We start from the raw sequence: 20,262 nt of genomic DNA, 5'->3' as shown, positions 1-20,262 counted from the left end.
GCCCCTGCGCGGGGTGGTCCGTCACCCGCATCCGGACCCACGATCGAGACCGGCCGCCCCCCGTCAGGGGGACGCCGCGCAACAGCGGGTGTCAGGTGACTTCCAGGTTGGCCATCATGCCCATGTCTTCGTGTTCGGCGTTGTGGCAGTGGAAGAGGAACCGGCCGCGGTAGCCGTCGAACCGGGTGATGATCTCCGCCGATTCCCCCGGCCGCAGGGAGACCGTGTCCTTGAGCCCCGCGTCGTGCGGCAGCGGCGCGCGGCCGCCGCGCGACAGGATCCGGAAGCCGGCCAGGTGCAGGTGGACCGGGTGGTGGACGTCCGCGACCAGCGGCCACACTTCGACGTCACCCGAGCGGACGGTGACGTCGGAACGAGCCGGGTCGAACGGCCGCCCGCCGATCACCCAGCCGTGGCCGCCGCCGGCGAGCTGACCCGCGCGGAAGGAGAACTCCCGGGTGCGCACCGCACGGTCCCAGGACGGCAGATCCGTCGACAGGACCGGCGGGACACGGCTGTCGTCGCGGGCCGTGCGGGCGACCCGGAAGGCCATCACTTCGGCGGTGCGCCCGGAGCCCAGCCGGTTGACGAGCCGGACGCGGCCGCCGATCGGGACGCCCGCGAAGTCGACCACCACGTCGTAGCGCTCGGCCGGCGCGATCGGCAGCGACGTGTGGGTGACGGGCGCGGCGAGCAGTCCCTGATCGGCGCCGACCTGGACGAGGTCGAGCCGGCGGCCGTCGTCGGTGACCGCCTCGAGCTCGTAGTGCCGGGCGTTCGACGCGTTGAGGAGCCGCAGCCGGTACCGGACCGCGTCGACCTCGTGCACCGGCCACGGCGCGCCGTTGACCAGGACGACGTCGCCGAGGACCCCGCCCAGGAAGGTCTCCCGCACACCCGGCCGCGCCCGCAGCGTGGCGTCCACCGACGGGTAGTCGAGCGTGCCGTCGGCGGCGAACGCCCGGTCGGCGATCATCAGCGGCAGCTCCCGCGGCCCGGCGGGCAGGCCGAGCGATTCTTCGGCGTCGTCGCGGACGATGTGCAGGCCGGCCAGGCCGCGCCAGATCGCCGGGCCGGTGAAGTCCATGCGGTGGTCGTGGTACCAGAGCAGCGCCGGGCGCTGGTCGAGCGGGAAGGTGTAGTCGCGCGTCAGCCTCGTCGTGACCGCCCGCGGGTCGTGCATGGTGTGGTGGTCCGCCCAGCCCGCGGGCAGGACGAGGTCGGTCGGGTAACCGTCGGACTCCGCCGGCGTCCGCCCGCCGTGCAGGTGCACCACGGTCGGCACGGGCAGGGTGTTGTGGTGGGTCACCGTGACCGGCCGCCCGCGGCGCGACTCGATCGTCGGCCCCGGGAAAGTGCCGCCGTAGGTCCACATCGGCGTCCGGATCCCGGGCAGCACCTCCAGCTCCGCGACCCGCTGGGTGATCTCGTAGTGGTCGGCGCGCGTCGGTTTCAGCACCGCGGGAATCGGCAGTGGCACGGTGAACGGCGGCGGCAGCGGCACCGCGCTGCGAAGCTCGGCGCCGGTGACGGCCGGCCGTCTCGCCAGCGCGGCGGCGGTGGACAGCCCGGTGGCGGCCAGCAGGCCGAACGCCCCGCCGAGGCCCAAGGCCTGGCGCCTGGTCAGTCCGTCACGCATCAACGGCCGCCCGCCCGAGCGGCCGCCGCCACACGGCGACGACGAAGACGACGAGGGCCACGATGGTGACCACTCCGAGCGGGAGGTGCAGCCACAGCGCGCCGCCCAGCCCGGCGAAGTACTGCGCCGTCTCGGCCGCCACCAGCGCCGCGGTGGCGAGGAACGGCCAGGCCCGCCGGAGCCGCACCCAGACCACGATGGTCACCACGAACTGCAGGTAGGCGACGAACGACACGACGTCCGCGCCGAGCGCGTGCAGGCGCAGGCTGTCGTAGTCACCACTCAGGTAGACCCCGGCGAACACCGGCTGGCCGGCGATCACCACGACGTGCGCCCCGGCCACGGCCCGCAGCACCCATCCGGCGGGGCTCGTCCTCGCTGTCACACGTCCTCCTCGGTCCGGCTTCTTTTCGAAGCTATGACCGGGAAGTTGCCGTGTCCAAGATCAAAAGTGTTATGCCGTCATGCCCCGGAAGGCATGGTGGCGCGGCTTTCGTTCAGCCCGGCCAGCAGATCACCGAGTTCGCCGACGCGGTCGAGGACCTCGTCCGCGGTGAACGTCAGGTGCAGCACGTGGCGGCAGGCGCGGACCTCGTCCCACGTGATCGGCGTCGACACCGTCGGGTGGTCGCGCCCGCGCAGTGAGTACGGCGCGACGGTCGTCTTGGCCGGGTTGTTCTGGCTCCAGTCGATGAACACCCGGCCACTGCGCTGCGCCTTGGCCATCACCGCCGTCACCGACTCCGGCGTCTCCCGCGCCAGCCGCTGGGCGAGCTTCTTGGCGTAGGCGGACGGCGCCGCGGGGTCGTCCGTGCGGATGCCGCAGTAGAGCTGCATTCCCTTGGACCCCGAGGTCTTGGCGAACGGCGTGAGCCCGTCCGCGACGAGGAGGTCGTGCAGCCGTTCGGCGACGCGGGCGCAGTCGACGATCGTGGTGCCCGGGCCGGGGTCGAGGTCGAACACCAGGCGGTCCGGCGGCTGCTTTTCGGTGCCGACGACCGTCCACTGTGGAACGTGGAGTTCGAGTGCGGCCATGTTCGCCGCCCACACCAGCGCCGGCAGTTCGTCGAGCAGCGCGTAGTCGATGGTGCCGCCGCTGCCGCGTGAGCCGGTGCTCGGCAGCCGCACGGTGCGCAGCCACGCCGGGGCGCCGTTCGGGACGTTCTTCTCGAACCACTTCTCGCCGCCGACACCGTGGGGGTACCGGATGAACGTCACCGGCCGGCCGGCGAGGTGTGGCAGCAGGACGGGGGCGATCCGGGAGTAGTAGTTGATCACCTCGCCCTTGGTGTACCCGTCCGCCGGGTACAGCACCTTGTCCAAATTGGACAGCGTCAGCTGCCGGTTCCCGGCCTGCACGGTGATCCGCTGCCCGACCGGCTCGGGCCGTGGGGGCGGCGGGTCGGCGACCGGGACCGCGCGCGGCGCGATGACCTCGTCGGGCTTCTTGTCCTGGCGCAGGCCGCGCCAGGCGGTGTGGCGGACGCGGCCGGCGCGGGTGAACTGCCGGAAGACGATCTCGCCGACCAGCCGCGGCTCGACCCAGCGGGCGCGAACGGTGTCTTCGCGGGGCGGCGTCGTGACGAACGGGTGCGTGCGGCGTTCGAGCGGCTGCAGCTGCGCGACGAGGTCGGCGCGGGCGGCCTGCGAGAAGCCGGTGCCGACGTCGCCGATGTAGACCAGGTCACCGGAGTCCGGGTCGTGGGCGCCGAGCAGCAGGCCGCCGAGGGTGCCGGTGAAGCTGCGCTGGCCGGGCCGCCAGCCGCAGATGATGACCTCCTGCGTCCGGATCAGCGGGTGCTTGAGCCAGGAGTCCGGCCGCTGCCCGGGCACGTAGGCGGAACTGCGCAGCTTCGCGACGACGCCTTCGTAGCCGGCGGACGCGGCGTGGGCCAGGAAGTCCGCCGGGGTGCGGCGGTCGGCGGCGAGCTCGTCGAAGGTGACCGCGCGGACGACCGAGACGCGGTACGGGTCGGGCATCGGCAGGCTCTCCAGCAGCCGCCGGCGCTCGTCGTACGGGGTCTTCAGCAGTTCGCGGTCGCCGAGCCGGAGCAGGTCGAAGGCGAGGAACCGGACGGGGAGGTCGTCGAACGGCTTCGCCACGGCCGCGCTCTGGTGCCGGACGTAACGGCCGCGGCGTTCCTGCATGAGCTCGAAGTCGATCCGGCCGTCTTCGCCGTAAACGACAACTTCGCCGTCGAGGTAGGCGGCCTGGCCGTCGAGAGCGGGGGCGAGCACGCCGGCGAGGTCGGCGAACTCGGCGGTGAAGTCGATGTTGTTGCGGCTGGTGAGCACGGTGGTGCCGGCCGGGCCGATCCGCATGGCCGCGCGGTAGCCGTCCAGCTTGTACTCGTAGGCCCACTCCGGGCCGCTGCGCAGCCGGCCGCCGTCGGCCTTGGCCAGCATCGGCTCGACCCAGGCCGGGACCTGGGACGCGTCGTGAACAGCCATGCCGAACCTCCGTCACCTCTCGCGCCCAAGGTAACCCGTTCGGCCTAGCTTCGCTCGGTTTCCGCAGGTCGGAAGGCCTGTTTCCACGTGTCGTCGAGCTTCGCACCGGGCGCGGCCGCCCAGCAGGCCGCGAGCAGGTCGTAACCGCGGTGGATCAGCGCGGCGTGCGGCGGCCAGTGCTGCCGCGTCCAGCCGAGGTTGTTGTGCGCGGAGTCGATCGCCGCGCGGGTGGCGCCCTCGAGCTCGAACTGCAGGTCACGCCGCAGCGGCAGCGCCTCGTCCGGGCGCGCGGCGAGCAGCGTGAGCGCGGCGGCGCGGACGCGGGAGCCGGCCCAGCGGAACGTCGTCCGGTGGGCGTTCGGCGCGACCAGGTACTGCGACAGGACCGCGAGCGCGACGCCGATGAGCGTCTCCACCAGCCGGTCGCGGATCACCGGGCCGACCGGGCCGCTCGCCGCGGCGCCGCCGGCGAGCAGCGCCACCGGCGTGATGAAGACGACGGCCACCGCGTAGTTGCGCGGGACGAACAGCTCGATGCAGAACTGGAGCACCGCGATCGTGGTGATGAGCGCGAGGCCGGTGGGCCCGAGCCGGACGAGCACGGCGAACAGTCCCAAGCCGACGGCCGTCCCGGCGAAGCGCTGCAGGCCGCGCACGTTCGCCCGGACCCGGTCGGTGCCCTGCTGCAGGACCACGAGCGCGCTGAGGATCGCCCAGTGCGGACGGCCCAGGCCGAGGCTCGCGCTCAGGGTGCCGGCGACCGCGCAGGTGCCGCCGACGCGCAACGCCGTCACCATGGCGTGCGAGCGGAGGGTCGCGGACCTTCTCAGCCGGTAACCCACGCCGGGCCGGGGCAACGGCAGGGTGCCGCCCGGCGGCGTCTCGTCGGGGCCGGTCTCGGCGCTGGTCGCGGCGGCGAAGCGCCGGTGCGCGGCGAAGAGCGTGGTCGCCAGTTCCGACCCGGGCCCGCGGCCGGCGTCGTGCACCGCGCCCCAGGCTGCCGAGATGGCCGAGCCCGCCGAGTGCCGGGCCTCCGCACCGGGGCTGCCCTGGAGGAACGCTTCGATCGCCCGAACCGCCCGCTCGACGGCCACGCGTTCCGGCTTGCCCCGATTGGCCACGATGCCGGCCATCGACACCAGCGCCGAGGACGCGCCACCCAGCGCCGTGCAGACGAGCAGGGTGAGCGGGTCGGCGCCGGCCTCGGTGGCGACCAGCGCGCCGCCGGTGACGAGGGCGAAGAACAGGGCGCCCGGCGGCCCGAGGCGAAGCGCGTCCACTGTGTACACGGCGAGGATCGCAACAACGGTGACCACGGCCACGATCGCCGGCGTGCCCCCGGCCGCGGCGACGGTGCCCAGGCCGGCGGCGAGCAGCAGCACAGCACCCGCGGTGAGGACGACCCGCGCACGGACGCGGTAGGGGCGGCCTTCGCCGTAGAGGACGGCGAAGGCGCCGAAGGTGACGAAGAGCGCGACGTCCGCACGGCCGGCGAGGACCACGACGGCGCCGGGGAGTGCGACGGCAGCTGCGGCCCGCAGTCCGGCACTCCACCGCCGTCCGGCGGCCGGTAGCGCGAACAGCAACGCCCGCGACCGGGCGATGCGGGGGAGCGGGTCTTCGGACGGCACGAGCCCATTCCAGCACGTGGCTTGGGGGCGGCTCGGGCGGGGAAGTCCTCGGGGCGGTGGGATCCGGTTGGCTGGCTGCGACCCTTGGGGTTCGGGCGAAGTCGGTTCCGCGGGCGAGCTGTGGCTGCAGCGGGTGGGCCACTTCGTGGGCCCGGGGTGGCGCGGTGAGGTTTCGCGGTCCGGTGGCTCAGGCGGGGAAGAGGTCCTCGGTCGGCGTGGATCCGGACGGCTGGCCGCGATCCCTGAGGGCTCGGGCAAAGTCGGTTCCGCGGGCGAGCGTCTGCAGCGGGCGGGCGCGCCACTTCCCGGGCCCAACGGCGGCGCGGTGAGGCGTCGCCGCCCCGCGGCTCAAGCGGGGAAGAGCTCCTCCACCGCCCGGCGCAGGGTCGCGCGCACCGCCTCCGCGTTGTCGAGTTCGCCGCCGTGCAGGGCGCCGTCGCGCAGGAGGACCAGCACTCGTGCCGCGTGGTCCGGGTCCGGGTGGCCGGTGGCCGCCGCCTCTTCGCGGAGCACTTCGAAGAACCACGAACGGTGGTCGTTGATGACCTTGCGCACCGGGTGATCGGGGTCGGGGAACTCCGCGGCGGCGTTGAGGAACTGGCAGCCGCGGAAGTCGTCGGCGCAGGTCGCGTCGCCGACGACGCCGAGTGTGCCGGCCAGCGCCTCACGCGGTGGCTTGCCCGCGCGGACCTCGTCGACCGCCGCGCGGATCTGGTGGCTCGTTGTGCTCAGGTAGGCCGCGACCAGGTCGTCCTTGGTGGGGTAATGCCGGTAGAACGTCGCCCGCGTCACCGCCGCCTCCGAGACCAGGCGTTCCACCCCGACCGCGTGGATGCCCTCGGCGTAGAAGAGCCGGGACGCGGTTGCGAGCAACCGGTCCTTGGGGTGCACCTCGCCGGACTTCATCCGGCCAGCATAGAGAAAGACTGGTCGTTCTGCCAGATCGCCTTCATCACATTGCGCCGCCGGCTTGCGCGCGCCAAAGTAGCTGACAGAAAGACCGGTCATTCTCTCTAAGGAGCCAGTCATGAGTAAGCCCACCATCGTCCTGGTCCACGGCGCGTTCGCCGACTCGTCCAGCTGGACCGGCGTTGTGTCGAAGCTGCAGGAGCAGGGCTATCCGGTGGTCGCGGTCGCCAACCCGCTGCGCGGCGTGGAGTCCGACGCGGCGTACGTCGCGGACGTGGTCAAGAGCGTCGAAGGCCCCGTCGTACTGGCCGGGCACTCCTACGGCGGCGCGCTGATCACCCGCGCCGCGACCGAGACGCCGAACGTCCGCGCACTCGTCTACATCGCGGCCTTCCAGCCCGACGCGGGCGAGAGCGTCTTCGAGCTGTCCGGCCGCTACCCGGGCGCCAAGCTCGGCCCGGAGACCACGAACGTCCTGGTGCACAACGGCGAGCCCGAGCTGGCCATCAAGCCGGCGGACTTCGCCGAGGTCTTCGCGGGCGACGTCCCGGCGGCCACGGCCGCGATCCTGGCGGTCACCCAGCGCCCGGTCGCGCAGCAGGCCCTCGCCGCGCCGTTCGAGGGCACCCCGGCGTGGTCGAAGCTGCCGTCGTGGACGCTCGTCGCCAACCAGGACAACGCGATCCCGGCGAAGGCCCAGGAGTTCATGGCCGAGCGCGCGTCGTCGACGGTCCGCCACATCGACGCCTCGCACGCGGTCGCGGTGTCGCAGCCCGAGGTCGTCGCGGAGGTCATCGTCGCGGCGGCGACCGCCACGGAGTGAGCCCGAGCTGTGCGGACCGAGCCCGGCCTCGGTCCGCACAGCGCTAGGCCGCTTCGATGCCGTGCGACGCCAGTTCGTCCTGAAGCGGGCCCAGGAACTCCGAGTTGACGATCCGGCGCAGTGAGGTCCGCCGGCGAGGTGATGTCGAACAGCTCGTCCTCGCCGTCCAACGTTGCGCAACTTGGCGCAGTCAGCGCACCGCGACGAACCAGTCGGCCACCATCCCGGCCGCGTAGACCACCACGCCGGCCGGGATGGCGGGCCAGCGAGGTTTCCGGTGCCGGATCAGCTGGGCGCCGACCAGCCAGCCGAACAGGATCGCCAGGATCCACCCCGAAATGGGCAGCCAGAAGATGACCTGCCGCCCGGTTTCGGTGCACGGGAAGAGGGTTTCGTCCGGCAGGCACGAGTCGGTGCTTTCCGCCGCGGCGGAACCGAACAGGTACGCGAGGACCCCGCCGGTCACCGCCAGGAACCAGGAGGTGACGGCGAACCCGATCCGCTGGGGAGGGTGCTCGAGCATCATCGGGCGTCAGGGTAACGCCGCGACGTGAACCTCAGGTGATCGGCGGGAGACCGGCGCGTGCCGCCCGGTACTCCCGCACGATCTTGGCCACGATCTCGGCCGCGGGCAGCACCTCGTCGACGAGCCCGGCGGACTGTCCCGCCTCCAGCTTGCCCTCCACGACGTCGCCGTGGAGGGCGGCGTCACGAAGCGTCGATGCCTGGAACGTCTTCCGCCGCAGTGCTTCCTCGGCGCCGGCCGCTTCCAAGCCGAGCATCCGTGCGGTGAAGTTGTTGTCCAGGACGCGGATGACGCCGAGGCCGTGCCCCACCGTGCGGGTGGCGTCGACACCCGCGTCGACCACCGCCTGCTTGTACGCGTTGTGCACGGACGACTCGGCGCTGGCCAGGAACCGGGTGCCGAACTGGGCCGCACCCGCGCCGAGGGCGAGCATCGCCGCCAGGCCCGCGCCGTCGGCGATGCCGCCCGACGCGATCAGCGGCACCGAAGGCACCGCGCGCGCCACCGCTCGCACCAGCACCGACGTCGTGACCATCGCGGGTGGCGGGTGCCCGCCCGCCTCGGCGCCGACGACGACCAGGGCGTCGACACCCGCGTCGGCCGCCTTCCGCGCGTGCTCCACCCCGGCCACGACGTGCAGGCAGCGCGTCCCGGCGTCGTGGAAGCGGGCCAGGTACCGCCGCGGCCCGCCTTGGGAAGCGATCAGCACCGGCGGCCGGTGCCGCAGCACCAGGTCGATCACTTCGTCGGCGCCCGCGCGGTACAGCGGGAGGTTCACCGCCCACGGCTGGTCCGTGCCCGCCGCCATTTCCGCCAGCACGCGGGAAAGATCGGGCAGCCGCATCGGGCCGGCCGCCACCACCCCGAGCCCGCCCGCGTTCGAAACGGCCAGCGGCAGCGCCGAGCACGACGACGCCCACGACATCCCCGCCTGCACGATCGGCAGGTCGGTCCCCAGCAGCCGGGTCACCGGCGTCTCGATGCGCGTCACGCCTGCTCCAGCAGGGTCCGGGCGTGCGCGGCCAACCGGTTCTTCTGCACCTTCGAGCTCGCGGTCATGCCGATGCCCTCGAAGCCGTCGACGATCCGCAGGTGCCGCGGCACCTTGAACCCCGCCATCCGTGAACTCGCCCACGCCAGCAGTTCGGCCTCGGTGACGTCCGGCGAAGTCAGCACGACAAACGCGAACGGCACCTCCAGCAGCCGCGCGTCCGGGACGCCGACCACGGCCGCCTGCCGCACCAGCGGGTGCCGGTGCAGGGTGTCCTCGATGTCCGCGGGCGCGACGTTCTCGCCGCCGACGCGGATGATGTCCTTGGTGCGGCCGGTGAAGTGGAACCGCCCGGACTCGTCGAGCAGGCCGACGTCGCCGGTGGACAGCCAGCCGTCGGCGTCGATCGTCTCGGCCGTCTTCACCGGGTCGTCGAGGTACCCCACCATCACGTTCCAGCCGCGCACCAGCACCGAGCCGGGCTCGCCGGGGCCGCAGTCGCGGTCACCGTCGAACGCGCGGATCCGCACCTCGACCCCCGGCTGGACGGCCATCGCGCCGGACGCGCGGATTTCCGCAGGTTCCCACCACGCCGACTGCGCGACGTTCGGCGAAGCCTCGGAAAGTCCGTATCCGGCAACACATTCGTGCGCGCCGAGCTCGGTGATGACCCGCTGGATGACGGTCGGCGACGCCGCCACCCAGCCGCCGCGCAGCGACAACCGGCGCTGTGCGCGAGAGGGGTGGTTGAGCAGCAGCAACGCGATGGTGTCGTTGCCCGAGAAGTGCGTGCAGCGCTCGGTTTCCAGCAGCCGCAACGCTTCTTCGGGCTCGAACTTCGGCATCGTCACCAGCGTTGTCGCGTGCTGGGCCGACGCGAGCACCGAGAGTGTGCTGCCGGCGACGTGGAAGAACGGCCGGGCCGAGTGGAACCGGTCGCCCGCCCGCAGGCCCAAACGCAGGCCGGAGAAGAACGCGTCCGCGCACACGCTGCGGTGGGTGAGCAGGACGCCCTTCGGCCGCGACGTCGTGCCGGAGGTGTACTGCACGAGCAGGATGTCGTCCGGAGCGCCGACCGGTGGGGGAGCTTCCGAAGAACCGGAAAGGAACTCGTCCCACGAGGAAGCGAAGGAAGGAACGTCGTCGCCGAGCACAACGACCTTCTCGAGCGCGGGAAGCGACTCGACGTCGATCTCCCGAAGCAGCTGAGCGAAGTCCACATTGAGCACCCGGGAGGCGACGAACAGCGTCCGCACCTGCGCGTGCTCGAGCGTGTACCGCACCTCGTCGGCGGTGAACCGGGTGTTGACCGGCACGGCGACCGCCCCGGCCGCGCCGATCGCGTGGAACAGCGCCACCCAGTCCGGGCCGTTGCCGAGGCAGATGCCGACGCGGTCACCGCGGCCGATCCCGGCCGCTGCCAGGCCGGCGCGGATCCGCGAAACCCGCTCGGCCAGCTCGCCGTAGGTGATCCGCTCCGACGCCGTGACGACGGCTTCGACGTCCGGCGCGAGCAGGGCCGCGCGGTCGAGGACCTCGTGCGTGGTGAGCGGGCAGGCGGTGCGCAGTGCGGTCATCGGGGGTCTTCCTTCCCGGCGGTGAAGCGCTCGACGCCGTCGCGCCAGCCGCCGTCGGCGAGGCACTGTTCGATGGCGGCCAGCTCGATGCGGATCCCGCGGTCGAGGTCGGTTTCCGCGCCGAGGTCGACCGCGCGCTTGGTGAGCGAGATGGCCAGCGGCGGGGCCTTGGTGATGCTCGCGGCCGTCTCGTCCCCGGCGGCGAGCAACTCCTCAGCCGGGACGACGCGGGTGACGACGCCCAGGTCGGCGGCCTCTTCGGAGGCGAGCGCGCGGTTGGTGAACAGCAGCTCCTTGGCCCGGCGCTTGCCGATCACGCGCTGCAGGCGCTGGGTCGCGCCGACGGTGCCCCAGTGCGGCTCGGGGAATCGGAAGACGGTCCCCGAAGCGGCCAGCGCAAAATCGGCGGCGAGGGTGATCTCCCCGCCCGAGCCGACAACCGCGCCCTGCACCAGCGCGACCACCGGCACCCGGCACTGCTCGATGGCCGAGTACGCGGCGAAGGCGGCGACACGCCGGCGTCGCACCCAGGCGGCGTCCTTGCCGGTGCGCTCCTTGAGGTCGGCGCCCGCGCAGAAGACCGGCCCGCGCCCGCTCAGCAGCACCACCCGGACGTCGTCGTCCAGCGACTCGAAGGCTTCCCGCAGCTGGTGACACATCGGCAGGTCGAGGGCATTGCGGGCCTCGGGACGCGCGAGTTCGACCCGCGCGATCCCGTCGGTGACGTCGAGGCTCACTCGCTCGGTCATCGGATCACCCCGTCGGTCCGCAGGTCCTCGATTTCGGCAGCGGCGAGCCCCAGCTCCGCCAGGACGTCGTCGGTGTCGGCGCCCAGCAGCGGTGGTACGCCGGGCACCGGGGCCTCTCCGGCAGTCTCGCGCAACGGCGTCCGCAGTGCCGGGAACGGTCCCTCGGCGGGGTGAGTGAACTCGCCGACCACTCCGCGGGCGACGGCGTGCGGGTCGGCGAGGGCTTCGCGCACCGACCGGACCGCTCCGGCCGGGACGTCGGCCGCGCGCAGCTCCTTCACGAGCGCGTCCCGGTCGTGCTGGGCGATCGCGCCACGCAGCGCCTTCATCACGCGGGCACGCTGTTCGACGCGGCCGGAGTTGTTGTGCAGCACCGGATCCGCGGCCAGTTCGGCGAGCCCGAGGACCTCGCACAGGGGTGTCCAGTGCTGGTCGCTGCCGCTGATGTGCAGCCACTCGCCGTCCCCGGCCTGGAACGCCGCCGACGGCACCCGGCCGGGATGCTCGGTCCCGGTCCGCACCGGATCCTCGCCCAGCGCGAAGAGCCGGGCGGCGTTGAGCGCGTGGAGACTCAGCTGGACGTCCATCATGGACACGTCGAGGTGGCGGCCGCGGCCGGCCGCCGCGCGCCCGGCCAGCCCGGTCAGCACCGCGATCACCACCCAGAGCCCGGAGGTCAGGTCCGCCACCGGGATCCCGGTCTTCGACGGCGGCCCGGCCGGCTCGCCGGTCATCGCCATCACGCCGGACAGCGCCTGGAACACCGTGTCGTAGCCCTTGCGGTCGCGGTCCGGGCCGGTCTGCCCGAACCCGGTCGCCGACACGTAGACCAGCCCGGGGTTCCCGGCGGAGAGGTCCGCGTAGCCGAGGCCGAGGCGGTCCATCGCGCCGGGCAGGAAGTTCTCGACGACGACGTCCGCGCGGGCAGCGAGCTTTCGTGCCACCTCCTGGCCGCGCGGGTCCTTGAGGTCGAGCGTCACGGACTTCTTGCCCCGGTTGAAGGCGAAGAAGTAGGCGCTTTCGCCGTGCGGCAGGCGGGGCTCGAAGCTGCGGGTCTCGTCGCCGGAGCTGGGCCGCTCGACCTTGATCACGGTCGCGCCGAGCTCGGCGAGCACCTGGGTGGCCAGGGGAGCGGCGAGGACACGGGAGAAGTCCAGCACGGTGACACCGGAGAGCGGGCCGGTCATCCGCGGAACCCCCGCATCAGCGCGTTGACGTCCTGGCCGGCGCGCATCGCGGCGTCCGTCGGCAGGTCCGCAACGCGGTAGAACAGGTCCTTGGCCGCGGCGATCGCCCGCGGCTCCACCTCGGCCCAGTGCTCGGCGATCTCCAGCGCGGCGGGGAGCACCTCGTCCGGTTCGACGACGCGGTTGACCAGACCGTGCTCGAAGGCTTCGGCGGCGGTGAGCAGCCGCCCGGTGCTGACCAGCTCGAAGGCGAGCTTGCGGCCCAGGTGCTCGACGAGCCCGGTCATCACCAGCGCCGGGACGATCGAGTGCTTCAGCTCCGGGTAGCCGAACTTCAGGTCGGTCGCGGCGACGACCATGTCGGCGCCGATCGCCAGGCCGGCGCCGCCACCGACCGCAGCGCCGCGGACGGCCGAAACCACGGGGACACGCAGCTGCCGGGCCTGCACCTGCAGTTTGGCGGTGAGCGCGGCGCGTTCCAGAACCGCGTCCGGCTGGTCGGGTGTCAGGGACGAGAACTCGCCGAGGTCCGCGCCCGCGCAGAAGCCGCGGCCGGCGCCGGTGAGCACCACCGCGCGGACGTCCTGATCGGCGTCGGCCTCGGTGAACGCTTCGCTGAGCGCGCGGGTCAGTGCCGTGTTCAGGGCGTTGAGCTTCTCGGGCCGGTTCAGCGTCAGGACGCGGACGGGGCCGTGGTCCTCGGCAACGAGGGGGACGGTCACGGGGTCTCCTGGTTCGGGGTCGGGGCGAAGCCGGCGCGGGCCACCATGCTGTGCAGGGGCCGGCCGAGGGCGTCTTCGCAGGCGGCCGAAGCCTTCGCGAGCAGGTCGAGGTCGAGACCGGTGTGGACGCCCATCGTGTCGAACAGGCTGACCAGGTCCTCGGTGCAGACGTTGCCGGTCAGCCCGGCGCCGTACCGGATTGCGCTGGGGTGGCCGCCGACGCCGCCCATCGCGGTGTCGAAGTTCCGGCAGCCGGCATCGAGGGCCGCAACGGCGTTGGCGATGCCGGTGCCGCGGGTGTTGTGGAAGTGCGCGACCACCGGCACTGCGGGGTCCAGCCGGGCGAAGAGCGCCCGGACCGACGGCGGGGTCGCGACACCGGTGGTGTCGCCCAAGGTGACGAGGTCGGCGCCCAGCTCGGCGAAGCGGGCGACGTCGTCGGCGACGCGGCCGGGGTCGACCGCGCCTTCGAACGGGCAGCCGAACGCCACCGACACGACCCCGATCAGCTTGAACCGGCCGCCGGCCAGCGCGACCATCTCCTCGACGCGCTGCCACTGTCCGGCTCTCGACGTGCGGAGGTTGCGCTCGGTGTGGCTCTCGCTGGCCGAGACCAGCAGGCTCAGCTCGTCGGCGCCGTGCCCGGCGTCGAGATCGGCCAGAGCCCGGTGCACCGCGCGCGGGTTCGGGCAGGTCGCCTTGAAGCCGACCCCGGGACGGCGCCGGATCTTCGCGAGGACGTCGGAGGCGTCCGAGAAGCCCGGGACACGCGAAGGGTGGCTGTAGCTGGTCGCCTCGATGCGCCGGAACCCCGCGTCCGCGAAGGCGTCCAGCAGCGCGACCTTCGTCGCGGTCGGCACGAACTCCGGCTCGTGCTGCAGCCCGTCGCGGGCGAAGCACTCGCAGATCGTGACGGCGTCGGGCATCGGGCCACCTCCTGTTCGGTGGCTCCAGAACTACGCGGCTCTGTTGATAAAGTCAACAGTCAGGGTCGCCCGGATGGGCGCGCTCACGTTCCTCGACGGCCAGGGCCAGGTCGGCCAGCTTGTCCAGCGCGCCGCTCAGGGTCGCCGCCTCTTCGGGGGTCAGCGCGGCCAGGAACTCCGCGTCACGCTCGTTCGCCGCGGTGATCAGGCCGCGGTAGACGCGGGTGCCCTCGCCGGTGAGGGCGAGCTGCGAGGTGCGGCCCGAGCCGGCCGTCCGGTCCACCAGGCCACGCTCGGTCAGCCGGCTGACCACCCGGCTCATCTGCGCCTTGTCCAGCCCGGCCCGGCGTGCGAGCCGGTTGAGTGTCAGGGTGGGATCGGCGGCGATGAGCGAGATCGCCCGCCATTCGCCGAGGCTGACGTCGAACTCCCGCCGGTAGCGCAGCGCGGCGCTGCGCGACATCGCCGACGACGTGCGGGAGAGCCGGTAGGAGAGGAGTCCGGAGATGGGCACCAGGTCTCGGCCGTCCGCGCGTTCCGCCATGCCGGTCATCGTAGCCGCTGCCGCCCGGGTGTTGACAAACTCAACACGTGTTGCCGACACTGCAGCCGCACGCCCAGCCTGACGAAGGAGTCGAGCAGCATGGCCGAACCACCCGCCGTCACCGGACGGCCCGACACCCCGGTGGCCGGGGTCGACCGCGCGTCGACCTACCGGACCATCGCGCTGCGGGTCATGCCGCTGCTCGTGATCTGCTACGTCGTCAGCTTCATCGACCGCACCAACATCGGCATCGCGCAGCAGGGCCTCAAGCGCGACCTCGGGTTCGGCTCGGCCGTCTACGGGCTCGGCGTCACGCTGTTCTTCGTCGGGTTCATCCTCTTCGAGGTCCCCAGCAACGCCCTGCTCGCGAAGATCGGCGCCCGCAAGACCCTGGTCCGGATCATGGCCACCTGGGGCGTGGTCACGATCGTGACGTTGTTCGTGCAGGACGAAACCACGTTCTACATCGCCCGGTTCCTGCTCGGCGTGGCCGAAGCGGGCTTCTTCCCCGGCGCGCTCTACCTGCTGTCACGCTGGTTCCCGTCCGCGCGCCGGACACGGATGACCGCGGTGTTCTTCATCGGCGTCCCGGTTTCCGGTGTGCTCGGCTCGGTCGTCTCCGGCTGGATCATGCACTCGCTCGGCGGTGTCGGCGGGCTGGCCGACTGGCAATGGCTGTTCCTCATCGAAGGGATCCCGCCGATCCTGCTCGCGGTGCTGGTGGCGTTCTTCCTCGCCGACGAGCCCGAGCAGGCGAAGTGGCTGACGCCGGCGCAGAAGGCCGCCGTCCGGGCCGACCTCGAAGCCGACCGGCGCTCGAAGGGCGAGTCCCCGGAGCGGCACGGCGGCATGCTCTCGGCCTTGCGTGACCCGAAGGTCTGGATCCTCGGCCTGTGCGCCTGCGGCGCCTACACGCTGGCCAACGCCGTGTCGTACTGGACACCGCGGATCATCGCCGAGGCCGGTGTCGGCGACGTGCTGAACCTGGGCTTCTTCTCGGCGATCCCGCCGCTGCTCGGCATCGTCGTGATGCTGGTGGTCGGCCGCCACTCCGACCGCACCTTGGAGCGGCGGTGGCACGCGGCGGTCAGCTGGCTGGTGGCCGCGGTGGCGATGCTGGCGCTGGCGTTCGCGGGCAGCAACGTCCTGGTGGTGGTCCTCCTGCTCGCGGTGATGGCAGCGGCCCACTACTCGGGCCTGACGGTGTTCTACTCGATCCCGTCGATCTACCTGAGCGACCGCGCGGCGGCGACCGGCATCGCGGTGGTGACGTCGATGGGCTCGTTCGCGGCCGCGGCATCCCCGTCCCTGCTGGGCTTCATCCAGGCGGCGACCGGCAGCCTTTCGCTCGGCCTGGTGATCAGCTCGGGCATCGTGCTGCTCGCGGTCGTCGTGCTCCTGGTCGGCGTGAAAGCGAAGGACCTGAAGGAGAAACACCACTAAGTTGGCCGGGTGACTCTCGAAACGATCGCGCGGGTGCCGGCCGGGTTCCCGGTCGAACGTGTGCTGGCCCACCCCCGGTTGCCCCTGCTCGCCTGTTTCGACGCCGGTCGCCCCGCGGTCCACGTGCTGGACCACGCGGGTGGCCGGCTCGCCGCGATCGGCACCGAGACCGCTGCCTACAACCCGGCCGCGCCGTGGGAGCGGTTCACCCGGACGCCCGCGGCGGCGTGGCACCCGCACGAGCCCCTGCTCGTCGTGTCGGGCGAGAGCGGGATGACGCGGTGGACTCCCGGCGGGATGTCCACAAGGGACTCCGCGCGCTACCACGGCGTGGCGTTCAGCCCGGACGGCGCGGCGCTGTGGGCCTCGCCGTCGTCGAGCGACGAGCCGGCTGCTTGGAACTGCTCCGACGTCGTCGACCTCGCTTCGGGCGCTGTCGGTTCGGGCCCGCAGTGGGACACCGGGGTTGCCGAACACCCCGCCGGTGGGCTGGTGGCCACGCTCCGCAGCAACCAGGGACTCACCCTCGTGGTCTTCGCCGAGCCGGGCGCGGGGATCCGCAGCCGGGCGCTGGTCCTGGACGCCGACGGTTACGGGCCGCCGATATTCAGCCCGGACGGGCAGTACCTCGCGATCGCGGGCAACGCCTACGAGAACCTCCTTCAGGTGTTCGAATTCCCCTCGCTGCGACGGGTTCTGGCGACGGGCCTCGGCTCACGGCAGGCTGTCGCGTTCGCCGCCGGCGCGTTGTGGTTCGGGGTGCCGGACGGGCCGCTCGTCGGGATCGACCTCGACGGCGGGACGACCGTCGAGCACAGCCTGTCCGGCTCCCCGGCGACCGCGCTGGCCGCCACGGCGACGGGTGAGCTGGTCGCCGCCGCCGGAAGTGAACTCGTGCTTCTCGGGCGGGCAACCGCCGATCCCGTGCTCGATCCGTCGCGGGTGGCCGAGTTCCTGGCCACGACCACCGAGGTGTCCGATGAGGACGACCTCGACGAGGTGCCCGCGACTCTCGACCCGGAACCGGCCTGGCTGCGGCTGCGGGCGGCGCTCGACGCGCGGTCAGCGCCGTAGCGTTGTCTCTTCCTCCAGCCGCGACAGCTTCTCGGGGTTGCGCACCGCGTACAGCCCGGTGATGAGCCCTTCGTCGAGGCGCACCGCCACCACGGTGTCGACCTCGCCGCCGAGGCGGAGGATCAGCGCCGGGTAGCCGTTGACGTGGGCGGCCCGCAGGGAGCCGGCGGCGAAGTTGCCGACACCCGCCGTCAGCACGCTGGCGACTTCGCTCGCGCCGACGATCGGCTGCAGGACCGCCTGCACGATGCCGCCGCCGTCGCCGAGGAACACGACGTCCGGGGCGAGGAGATCGAGCAGCTGCCGCAGATCGCCCGTTTCGACGGCGTGCTGGAACGCCGCGAGCGCGTCCCGGGCCGCGGCGGGGGAGACGGCGCCGCGCGGCCGGCGTGCCGCGACGTGCGAGCGGGCCCGGTGGGCGATCTGGCGGACCGCGGCCGGGCTCTTGCCGACGGCTTCGGCGATCTCGTCGTAGGCCAGGTCGAACACCTCGCGCAGCACGAACACCGCCCGCTCGGCCGGGGTGAGCGTCTCGAGCACCAGCAGCATCGCCATCGACACGCTGTCGGCCAGCTCGACGTCTTCGGCGACGTCGGGCGCGGTCAGCAGTGGCTCGGGCAGCCACGGGCCGACGTAGGACTCCTTGCGGCGGCCCAGTGTCCGCAGCCGCATCAGCGCCTGGCGGGTGGTGATCCGGACCAGGTACGCGCGCCGGTCGCGCACGTCGGCGAGGTCGACGCCGGTCCAGCGCAGCCACGTCTCCTGCAGGACGTCCTCGGCGTCGGCCGCGGAGCCGAGCATCTGGTAGGCGACGGTGAACAGCAGGTTGCGGTGCGCGAGGAACGCCTCGGTGGCGGGATCCGGGCCGGCCATGGGTGGCTCCTCTTCGTCGTTCGGCGGAGTTTCCCACCAGATGCCGGCCGCGGCCGCGGTGTGACCGTGATGGTCGTCACTGTCACGGCGCGGGGGTGGTCCGGCATCTCCTGGACGTCCGGTTCCCATCGAGTGAGGACGAAGTCATGGAACCCCGATTCACCCTGACGGAGAACGAGATCGGCGCCAGGTTCGCCAAGCGGTTCGGCAACGCGAGCCTGGCGATCATCCAGTCGCCGCTGCCGAAGGTCACCCAGGAGCTGGTGTCGCTGCGCGTCAGCCAGATCAACGGCTGCGGCTGGTGCGTCGACATCCACACCAAGGAGCTCGCCGCGGCCGGCGAACCGGCGGTCCGGATCAACCTGGTCGCCGCCTGGCGCGAGGCCACGGTGTTCTCCGAGGCCGAGCAGGCGGCGCTGGCGCTCGCCGAGGAGGGCACCCGGCTCGCCGACGCCTGCCCCGGCGTCTCCGACGACACCTGGGCGCGGGTCCGCAAGCACTACGACGACGACCGGACCGCGGCGCTGGTCGCGCTGGTCGCCCAGATGAACTCGGCCAACCGGCTCGCGGTGATCCTGCACCAGCAGGGTGGCTCGTACGAGCCCGGGATGTTCGGCTGACGGCTTCCCGGCGTGGTTGGCTGGAGGGCATGACGAAGGCTGACCGGTGGCGGCGGTACTGGGACCGCAAATCCGCGAGTTACGACGCGGAGATGGGGATCTGGGACCGCCGCCTCTTCGGCGACTCGCGGGAGTGGGCCTGCGCGCAGGCGACCGGCGAGGTCCTCGAAGTCGCCGTCGGCACGGGGTTGAACCTGCCGTTCTACCCCGCCGAGGTGACCCTCACCGGCCTCGACCTGAGTTCCGGGATGCTCTCGCTCGCCCGCGACCGGGCGCGTGCGATCGACCGTCCGGTGACTCTGCGGGAGGGCAGCGCCCACGCGCTCCCGTTCGCCGACGCGTCGTTCGACACGGTCGTGTGCACGTTCGGGCTGTGCGCGATCCCGGACCCCGCGACGGCGGTGGCGGAGATGACCCGGGTCCTGCGCCCGGGCGGCCGCCTGATCCTGGTCGACCACGTCGCGTCGTCGTCGTGGGTGGTGCGGGTGATGCAGTGGCTGGTGGAGCTGGCGAGCGTGCCGCTGGCCGGCGAGCACTTCCGGCGGCGGCCGCTGAAGCTGGTCGAGGCGCTGGGGTTGCCGGTGGAGCGGCGGGAGCGGTTCAAGCTGGGCCTGGTGGAGCGGCTGGTGGCCCGTCAGGTCAGCTGACCGGCTTCGCTTTTCGCGCTCGGTAGGACGCCTGCCGGCACGCGTCGGAGCAGTAGCGGCGGGGCCGGCCGAGGTCCGAGGCGACGGACCGGGCCGGGGTGACCGGGCAGGGGCACTCCGAACAGAGCGCTGACCCGGCGGCCAGTTCGAAGTACCCGTGACGCTCGCACCGGTCCACGGCCGGGCCGTCGGCGCCGCCCATGATCCGGGCGCGCACCTGGTCCGGGACGGTCGCCTGGTCCGAATCGAGGTAGTCACGCAGGACGGAGGAGCGAAGCGGACGGCGTATCCGTCTGAACGCGTCAGCCTCCCGGCGCAGGACCTCGGCTCCGGAGAAGCCGAGGATCTTCGCCGTTTCGGCACGGGAGTGGGGAACGCCGTCACGCAGGCCGTATCGCAAGATGACGATCTCGGCCTCATCCGGCGAAATGGTCTCGAGCACGGACTTGAGCTGATCCAGGGCGAGGATCGCGGCGGCGTAACGGCTCCCGTCAAGCACGGTCACCCGCCGACGCGTCACGGCCGGACCTCCTCTTCGCCGCCCTCAGTATCGCGGCTCGACAGCGCCTTGCGTGCCCGGCCGCTGAGCTTGCGGAACACATTCGTGGCTTCGGTGAAGACCTGCGGCACGTCTTCGGGTCTCGCTTGGCACAGCGCAACGACGGCCACGACGCCGAAGACGACCATGAGCAGCAGCATCGGTGACAGGTAGACGAGCAGCGTCAGCAAGGCGACCTCCGGGCACGACGAATTCGCCGGGTGAGGCCCGGCGAAGACAAGGGGCAACAAAAAGGCCCCGGCCAGAGTGGCGGGGCCTGAGGGCACAGTCGTGCCCGATCCGAGGTCAGGTTAGCACAGCGAAAAATGGCCACGCCAAGACACGGCTACGCCGTTTTTCCCAGAAACCTCGCAGGTCGCGAAGCGTCGTGC

General features: G+C 72.4%; 21 protein-coding genes. 5 read left to right on the top strand and 16 right to left on the bottom strand.

Annotation, left to right across the window (positions count from 1 at the left end; translation table 11 throughout):
- Nucleotides 1-91 precede the first annotated feature (91 nt).
- The 5 genes from ACIA5G_RS13530 to ACIA5G_RS13510 all read right to left on the bottom strand — a co-directional run bounded on the left by ACIA5G_RS13530 (nt 92) and on the right by ACIA5G_RS13510 (nt 6,627).
- Nucleotides 92-1,639 (bottom strand): multicopper oxidase family protein, encoded by a 1,548-nt coding sequence (locus tag ACIA5G_RS13530; protein ID WP_395923097.1) that lies wholly within the window; start codon nt 1,637-1,639, stop codon nt 92-94.
- Nucleotides 1,632-2,024 (bottom strand): hypothetical protein, encoded by a 393-nt coding sequence (locus ACIA5G_RS13525; protein ID WP_395923096.1) that lies wholly within the window; start codon nt 2,022-2,024, stop codon nt 1,632-1,634. Before ACIA5G_RS13525 ends, ACIA5G_RS13530 begins: the two co-directional genes overlap by 8 nt.
- A gap of 77 nt (nt 2,025-2,101) precedes the next feature.
- Entirely contained in the window at nt 2,102-4,090 is a 1,989-nt protein-coding gene (ligD, locus tag ACIA5G_RS13520) for a DNA ligase D (protein ID WP_395923095.1), read from the bottom strand.
- Nucleotides 4,091-4,134: 44 nt separating this feature from the next.
- A complete protein-coding gene (locus tag ACIA5G_RS13515; protein ID WP_395923093.1) occupies nt 4,135-5,721 on the bottom strand; it encodes an FUSC family protein in 1,587 nt (528 codons plus the stop codon).
- Between the two features lie 348 nt (nt 5,722-6,069).
- The gene (locus ACIA5G_RS13510; RefSeq protein WP_395923091.1) at nt 6,070-6,627 is read right to left on the bottom strand and encodes a TetR/AcrR family transcriptional regulator; all 558 of its coding nucleotides are present in this window, start codon (nt 6,625-6,627) and stop codon (nt 6,070-6,072) included.
- 121 nt (nt 6,628-6,748) lie between these two features.
- On the opposite strand from ACIA5G_RS13510, the gene ACIA5G_RS13505 reads away from it, so the two are divergent.
- Entirely contained in the window at nt 6,749-7,453 is a 705-nt protein-coding gene (locus ACIA5G_RS13505; RefSeq protein WP_395923089.1) for an alpha/beta fold hydrolase, read from the top strand.
- A 190-nt stretch (nt 7,454-7,643) separates the two neighbouring features.
- Here the strand turns inward: ACIA5G_RS13505 and ACIA5G_RS13500 are convergent, their stop codons facing one another.
- The 8 genes from ACIA5G_RS13500 to ACIA5G_RS13465 are packed head-to-tail and all read right to left on the bottom strand — an operon-like array spanning nt 7,644 to nt 14,675.
- The gene (locus tag ACIA5G_RS13500) at nt 7,644-7,979 is read right to left on the bottom strand and encodes a hypothetical protein (protein WP_395923087.1); all 336 of its coding nucleotides are present in this window, start codon (nt 7,977-7,979) and stop codon (nt 7,644-7,646) included.
- 31 nt (nt 7,980-8,010) lie between these two features.
- Nucleotides 8,011-8,970, bottom strand: coding sequence for an NAD(P)H-dependent flavin oxidoreductase (locus ACIA5G_RS13495; protein WP_395923086.1), 960 nt, complete (start codon nt 8,968-8,970; stop codon nt 8,011-8,013).
- The gene (locus tag ACIA5G_RS13490) at nt 8,967-10,547 is read right to left on the bottom strand and encodes an AMP-binding protein (protein ID WP_395923084.1); all 1,581 of its coding nucleotides are present in this window, start codon (nt 10,545-10,547) and stop codon (nt 8,967-8,969) included. The genes ACIA5G_RS13495 and ACIA5G_RS13490 overlap by 4 nt, the downstream gene beginning before the upstream one ends.
- On the bottom strand, nt 10,544-11,296 hold the full coding sequence (locus ACIA5G_RS13485; protein WP_395923082.1) for an enoyl-CoA hydratase/isomerase family protein: 753 nt from the start codon (nt 11,294-11,296) through the stop codon (nt 10,544-10,546). The genes ACIA5G_RS13490 and ACIA5G_RS13485 overlap by 4 nt, the downstream gene beginning before the upstream one ends.
- Complete coding sequence (locus ACIA5G_RS13480) at nt 11,293-12,483, bottom strand: CaiB/BaiF CoA transferase family protein (protein WP_395923080.1); 1,191 nt, start codon at nt 12,481-12,483, stop codon at nt 11,293-11,295. The genes ACIA5G_RS13485 and ACIA5G_RS13480 overlap by 4 nt, the downstream gene beginning before the upstream one ends.
- Nucleotides 12,480-13,205: an enoyl-CoA hydratase/isomerase family protein gene (locus ACIA5G_RS13475; RefSeq protein ID WP_395923079.1), complete on the bottom strand. Its 726-nt coding sequence runs from the start codon at nt 13,203-13,205 to the stop codon at nt 12,480-12,482. Before ACIA5G_RS13475 ends, ACIA5G_RS13480 begins: the two co-directional genes overlap by 4 nt.
- The gene (locus tag ACIA5G_RS13470) at nt 13,202-14,131 is read right to left on the bottom strand and encodes a hydroxymethylglutaryl-CoA lyase (RefSeq protein WP_395923078.1); all 930 of its coding nucleotides are present in this window, start codon (nt 14,129-14,131) and stop codon (nt 13,202-13,204) included. Before ACIA5G_RS13470 ends, ACIA5G_RS13475 begins: the two co-directional genes overlap by 4 nt.
- A 52-nt stretch (nt 14,132-14,183) precedes the next feature.
- On the bottom strand, nt 14,184-14,675 hold the full coding sequence (locus ACIA5G_RS13465; RefSeq protein ID WP_395923076.1) for a MarR family winged helix-turn-helix transcriptional regulator: 492 nt from the start codon (nt 14,673-14,675) through the stop codon (nt 14,184-14,186).
- Nucleotides 14,676-14,774: 99 nt separating this feature from the next.
- On the opposite strand from ACIA5G_RS13465, the gene ACIA5G_RS13460 reads away from it, so the two are divergent.
- Both ACIA5G_RS13460 and ACIA5G_RS13455 read left to right on the top strand, forming a co-directional pair.
- The gene (locus ACIA5G_RS13460; RefSeq protein WP_395923075.1) at nt 14,775-16,118 is read left to right on the top strand and encodes an MFS transporter; all 1,344 of its coding nucleotides are present in this window, start codon (nt 14,775-14,777) and stop codon (nt 16,116-16,118) included.
- Between the two features lie 9 nt (nt 16,119-16,127).
- On the top strand, nt 16,128-17,192 hold the full coding sequence (locus ACIA5G_RS13455) for a hypothetical protein (RefSeq protein WP_395923074.1): 1,065 nt from the start codon (nt 16,128-16,130) through the stop codon (nt 17,190-17,192).
- On the opposite strand, the gene ACIA5G_RS13450 is transcribed toward ACIA5G_RS13455, so the two are convergent.
- Nucleotides 17,181-18,065 (bottom strand): RNA polymerase sigma-70 factor, encoded by an 885-nt coding sequence (locus ACIA5G_RS13450; RefSeq protein ID WP_395923073.1) that lies wholly within the window; start codon nt 18,063-18,065, stop codon nt 17,181-17,183. The genes ACIA5G_RS13455 and ACIA5G_RS13450 overlap by 12 nt on opposite strands.
- Nucleotides 18,066-18,211: 146 nt before the next feature.
- Here ACIA5G_RS13450 and ACIA5G_RS13445 point away from each other — a divergent pair, with 146 nt between their 5' ends.
- Complete coding sequence (locus ACIA5G_RS13445; protein ID WP_395923072.1) at nt 18,212-18,685, top strand: carboxymuconolactone decarboxylase family protein; 474 nt, start codon at nt 18,212-18,214, stop codon at nt 18,683-18,685.
- 29 nt (nt 18,686-18,714) lie between these two features.
- Entirely contained in the window at nt 18,715-19,332 is a 618-nt protein-coding gene (locus ACIA5G_RS13440) for a class I SAM-dependent methyltransferase (RefSeq protein ID WP_395923071.1), read from the top strand.
- Here the strand turns inward: ACIA5G_RS13440 and ACIA5G_RS13435 are convergent.
- Together ACIA5G_RS13435 and ACIA5G_RS13430 are read right to left on the bottom strand one after the other, a co-directional pair.
- Nucleotides 19,325-19,852 (bottom strand): sigma factor-like helix-turn-helix DNA-binding protein, encoded by a 528-nt coding sequence (locus ACIA5G_RS13435; RefSeq protein ID WP_395923070.1) that lies wholly within the window; start codon nt 19,850-19,852, stop codon nt 19,325-19,327. The genes ACIA5G_RS13440 and ACIA5G_RS13435 overlap by 8 nt on opposite strands.
- Nucleotides 19,849-20,061, bottom strand: coding sequence for a hypothetical protein (locus ACIA5G_RS13430; RefSeq protein WP_395923068.1), 213 nt, complete (start codon nt 20,059-20,061; stop codon nt 19,849-19,851). The genes ACIA5G_RS13435 and ACIA5G_RS13430 overlap by 4 nt, the downstream gene beginning before the upstream one ends.
- Nucleotides 20,062-20,262: the final 201 nt, after the last annotated feature.

Origin of the sequence: Amycolatopsis sp. NPDC051758 (assembly GCF_044453095.1) — a bacterium.
Classification (GTDB): domain Bacteria; phylum Actinomycetota; class Actinomycetes; order Mycobacteriales; family Pseudonocardiaceae; genus Amycolatopsis.
Note: the sequence above shows the minus strand (reverse complement) of the source record. Positions and strands in the feature narration are given on the sequence as shown.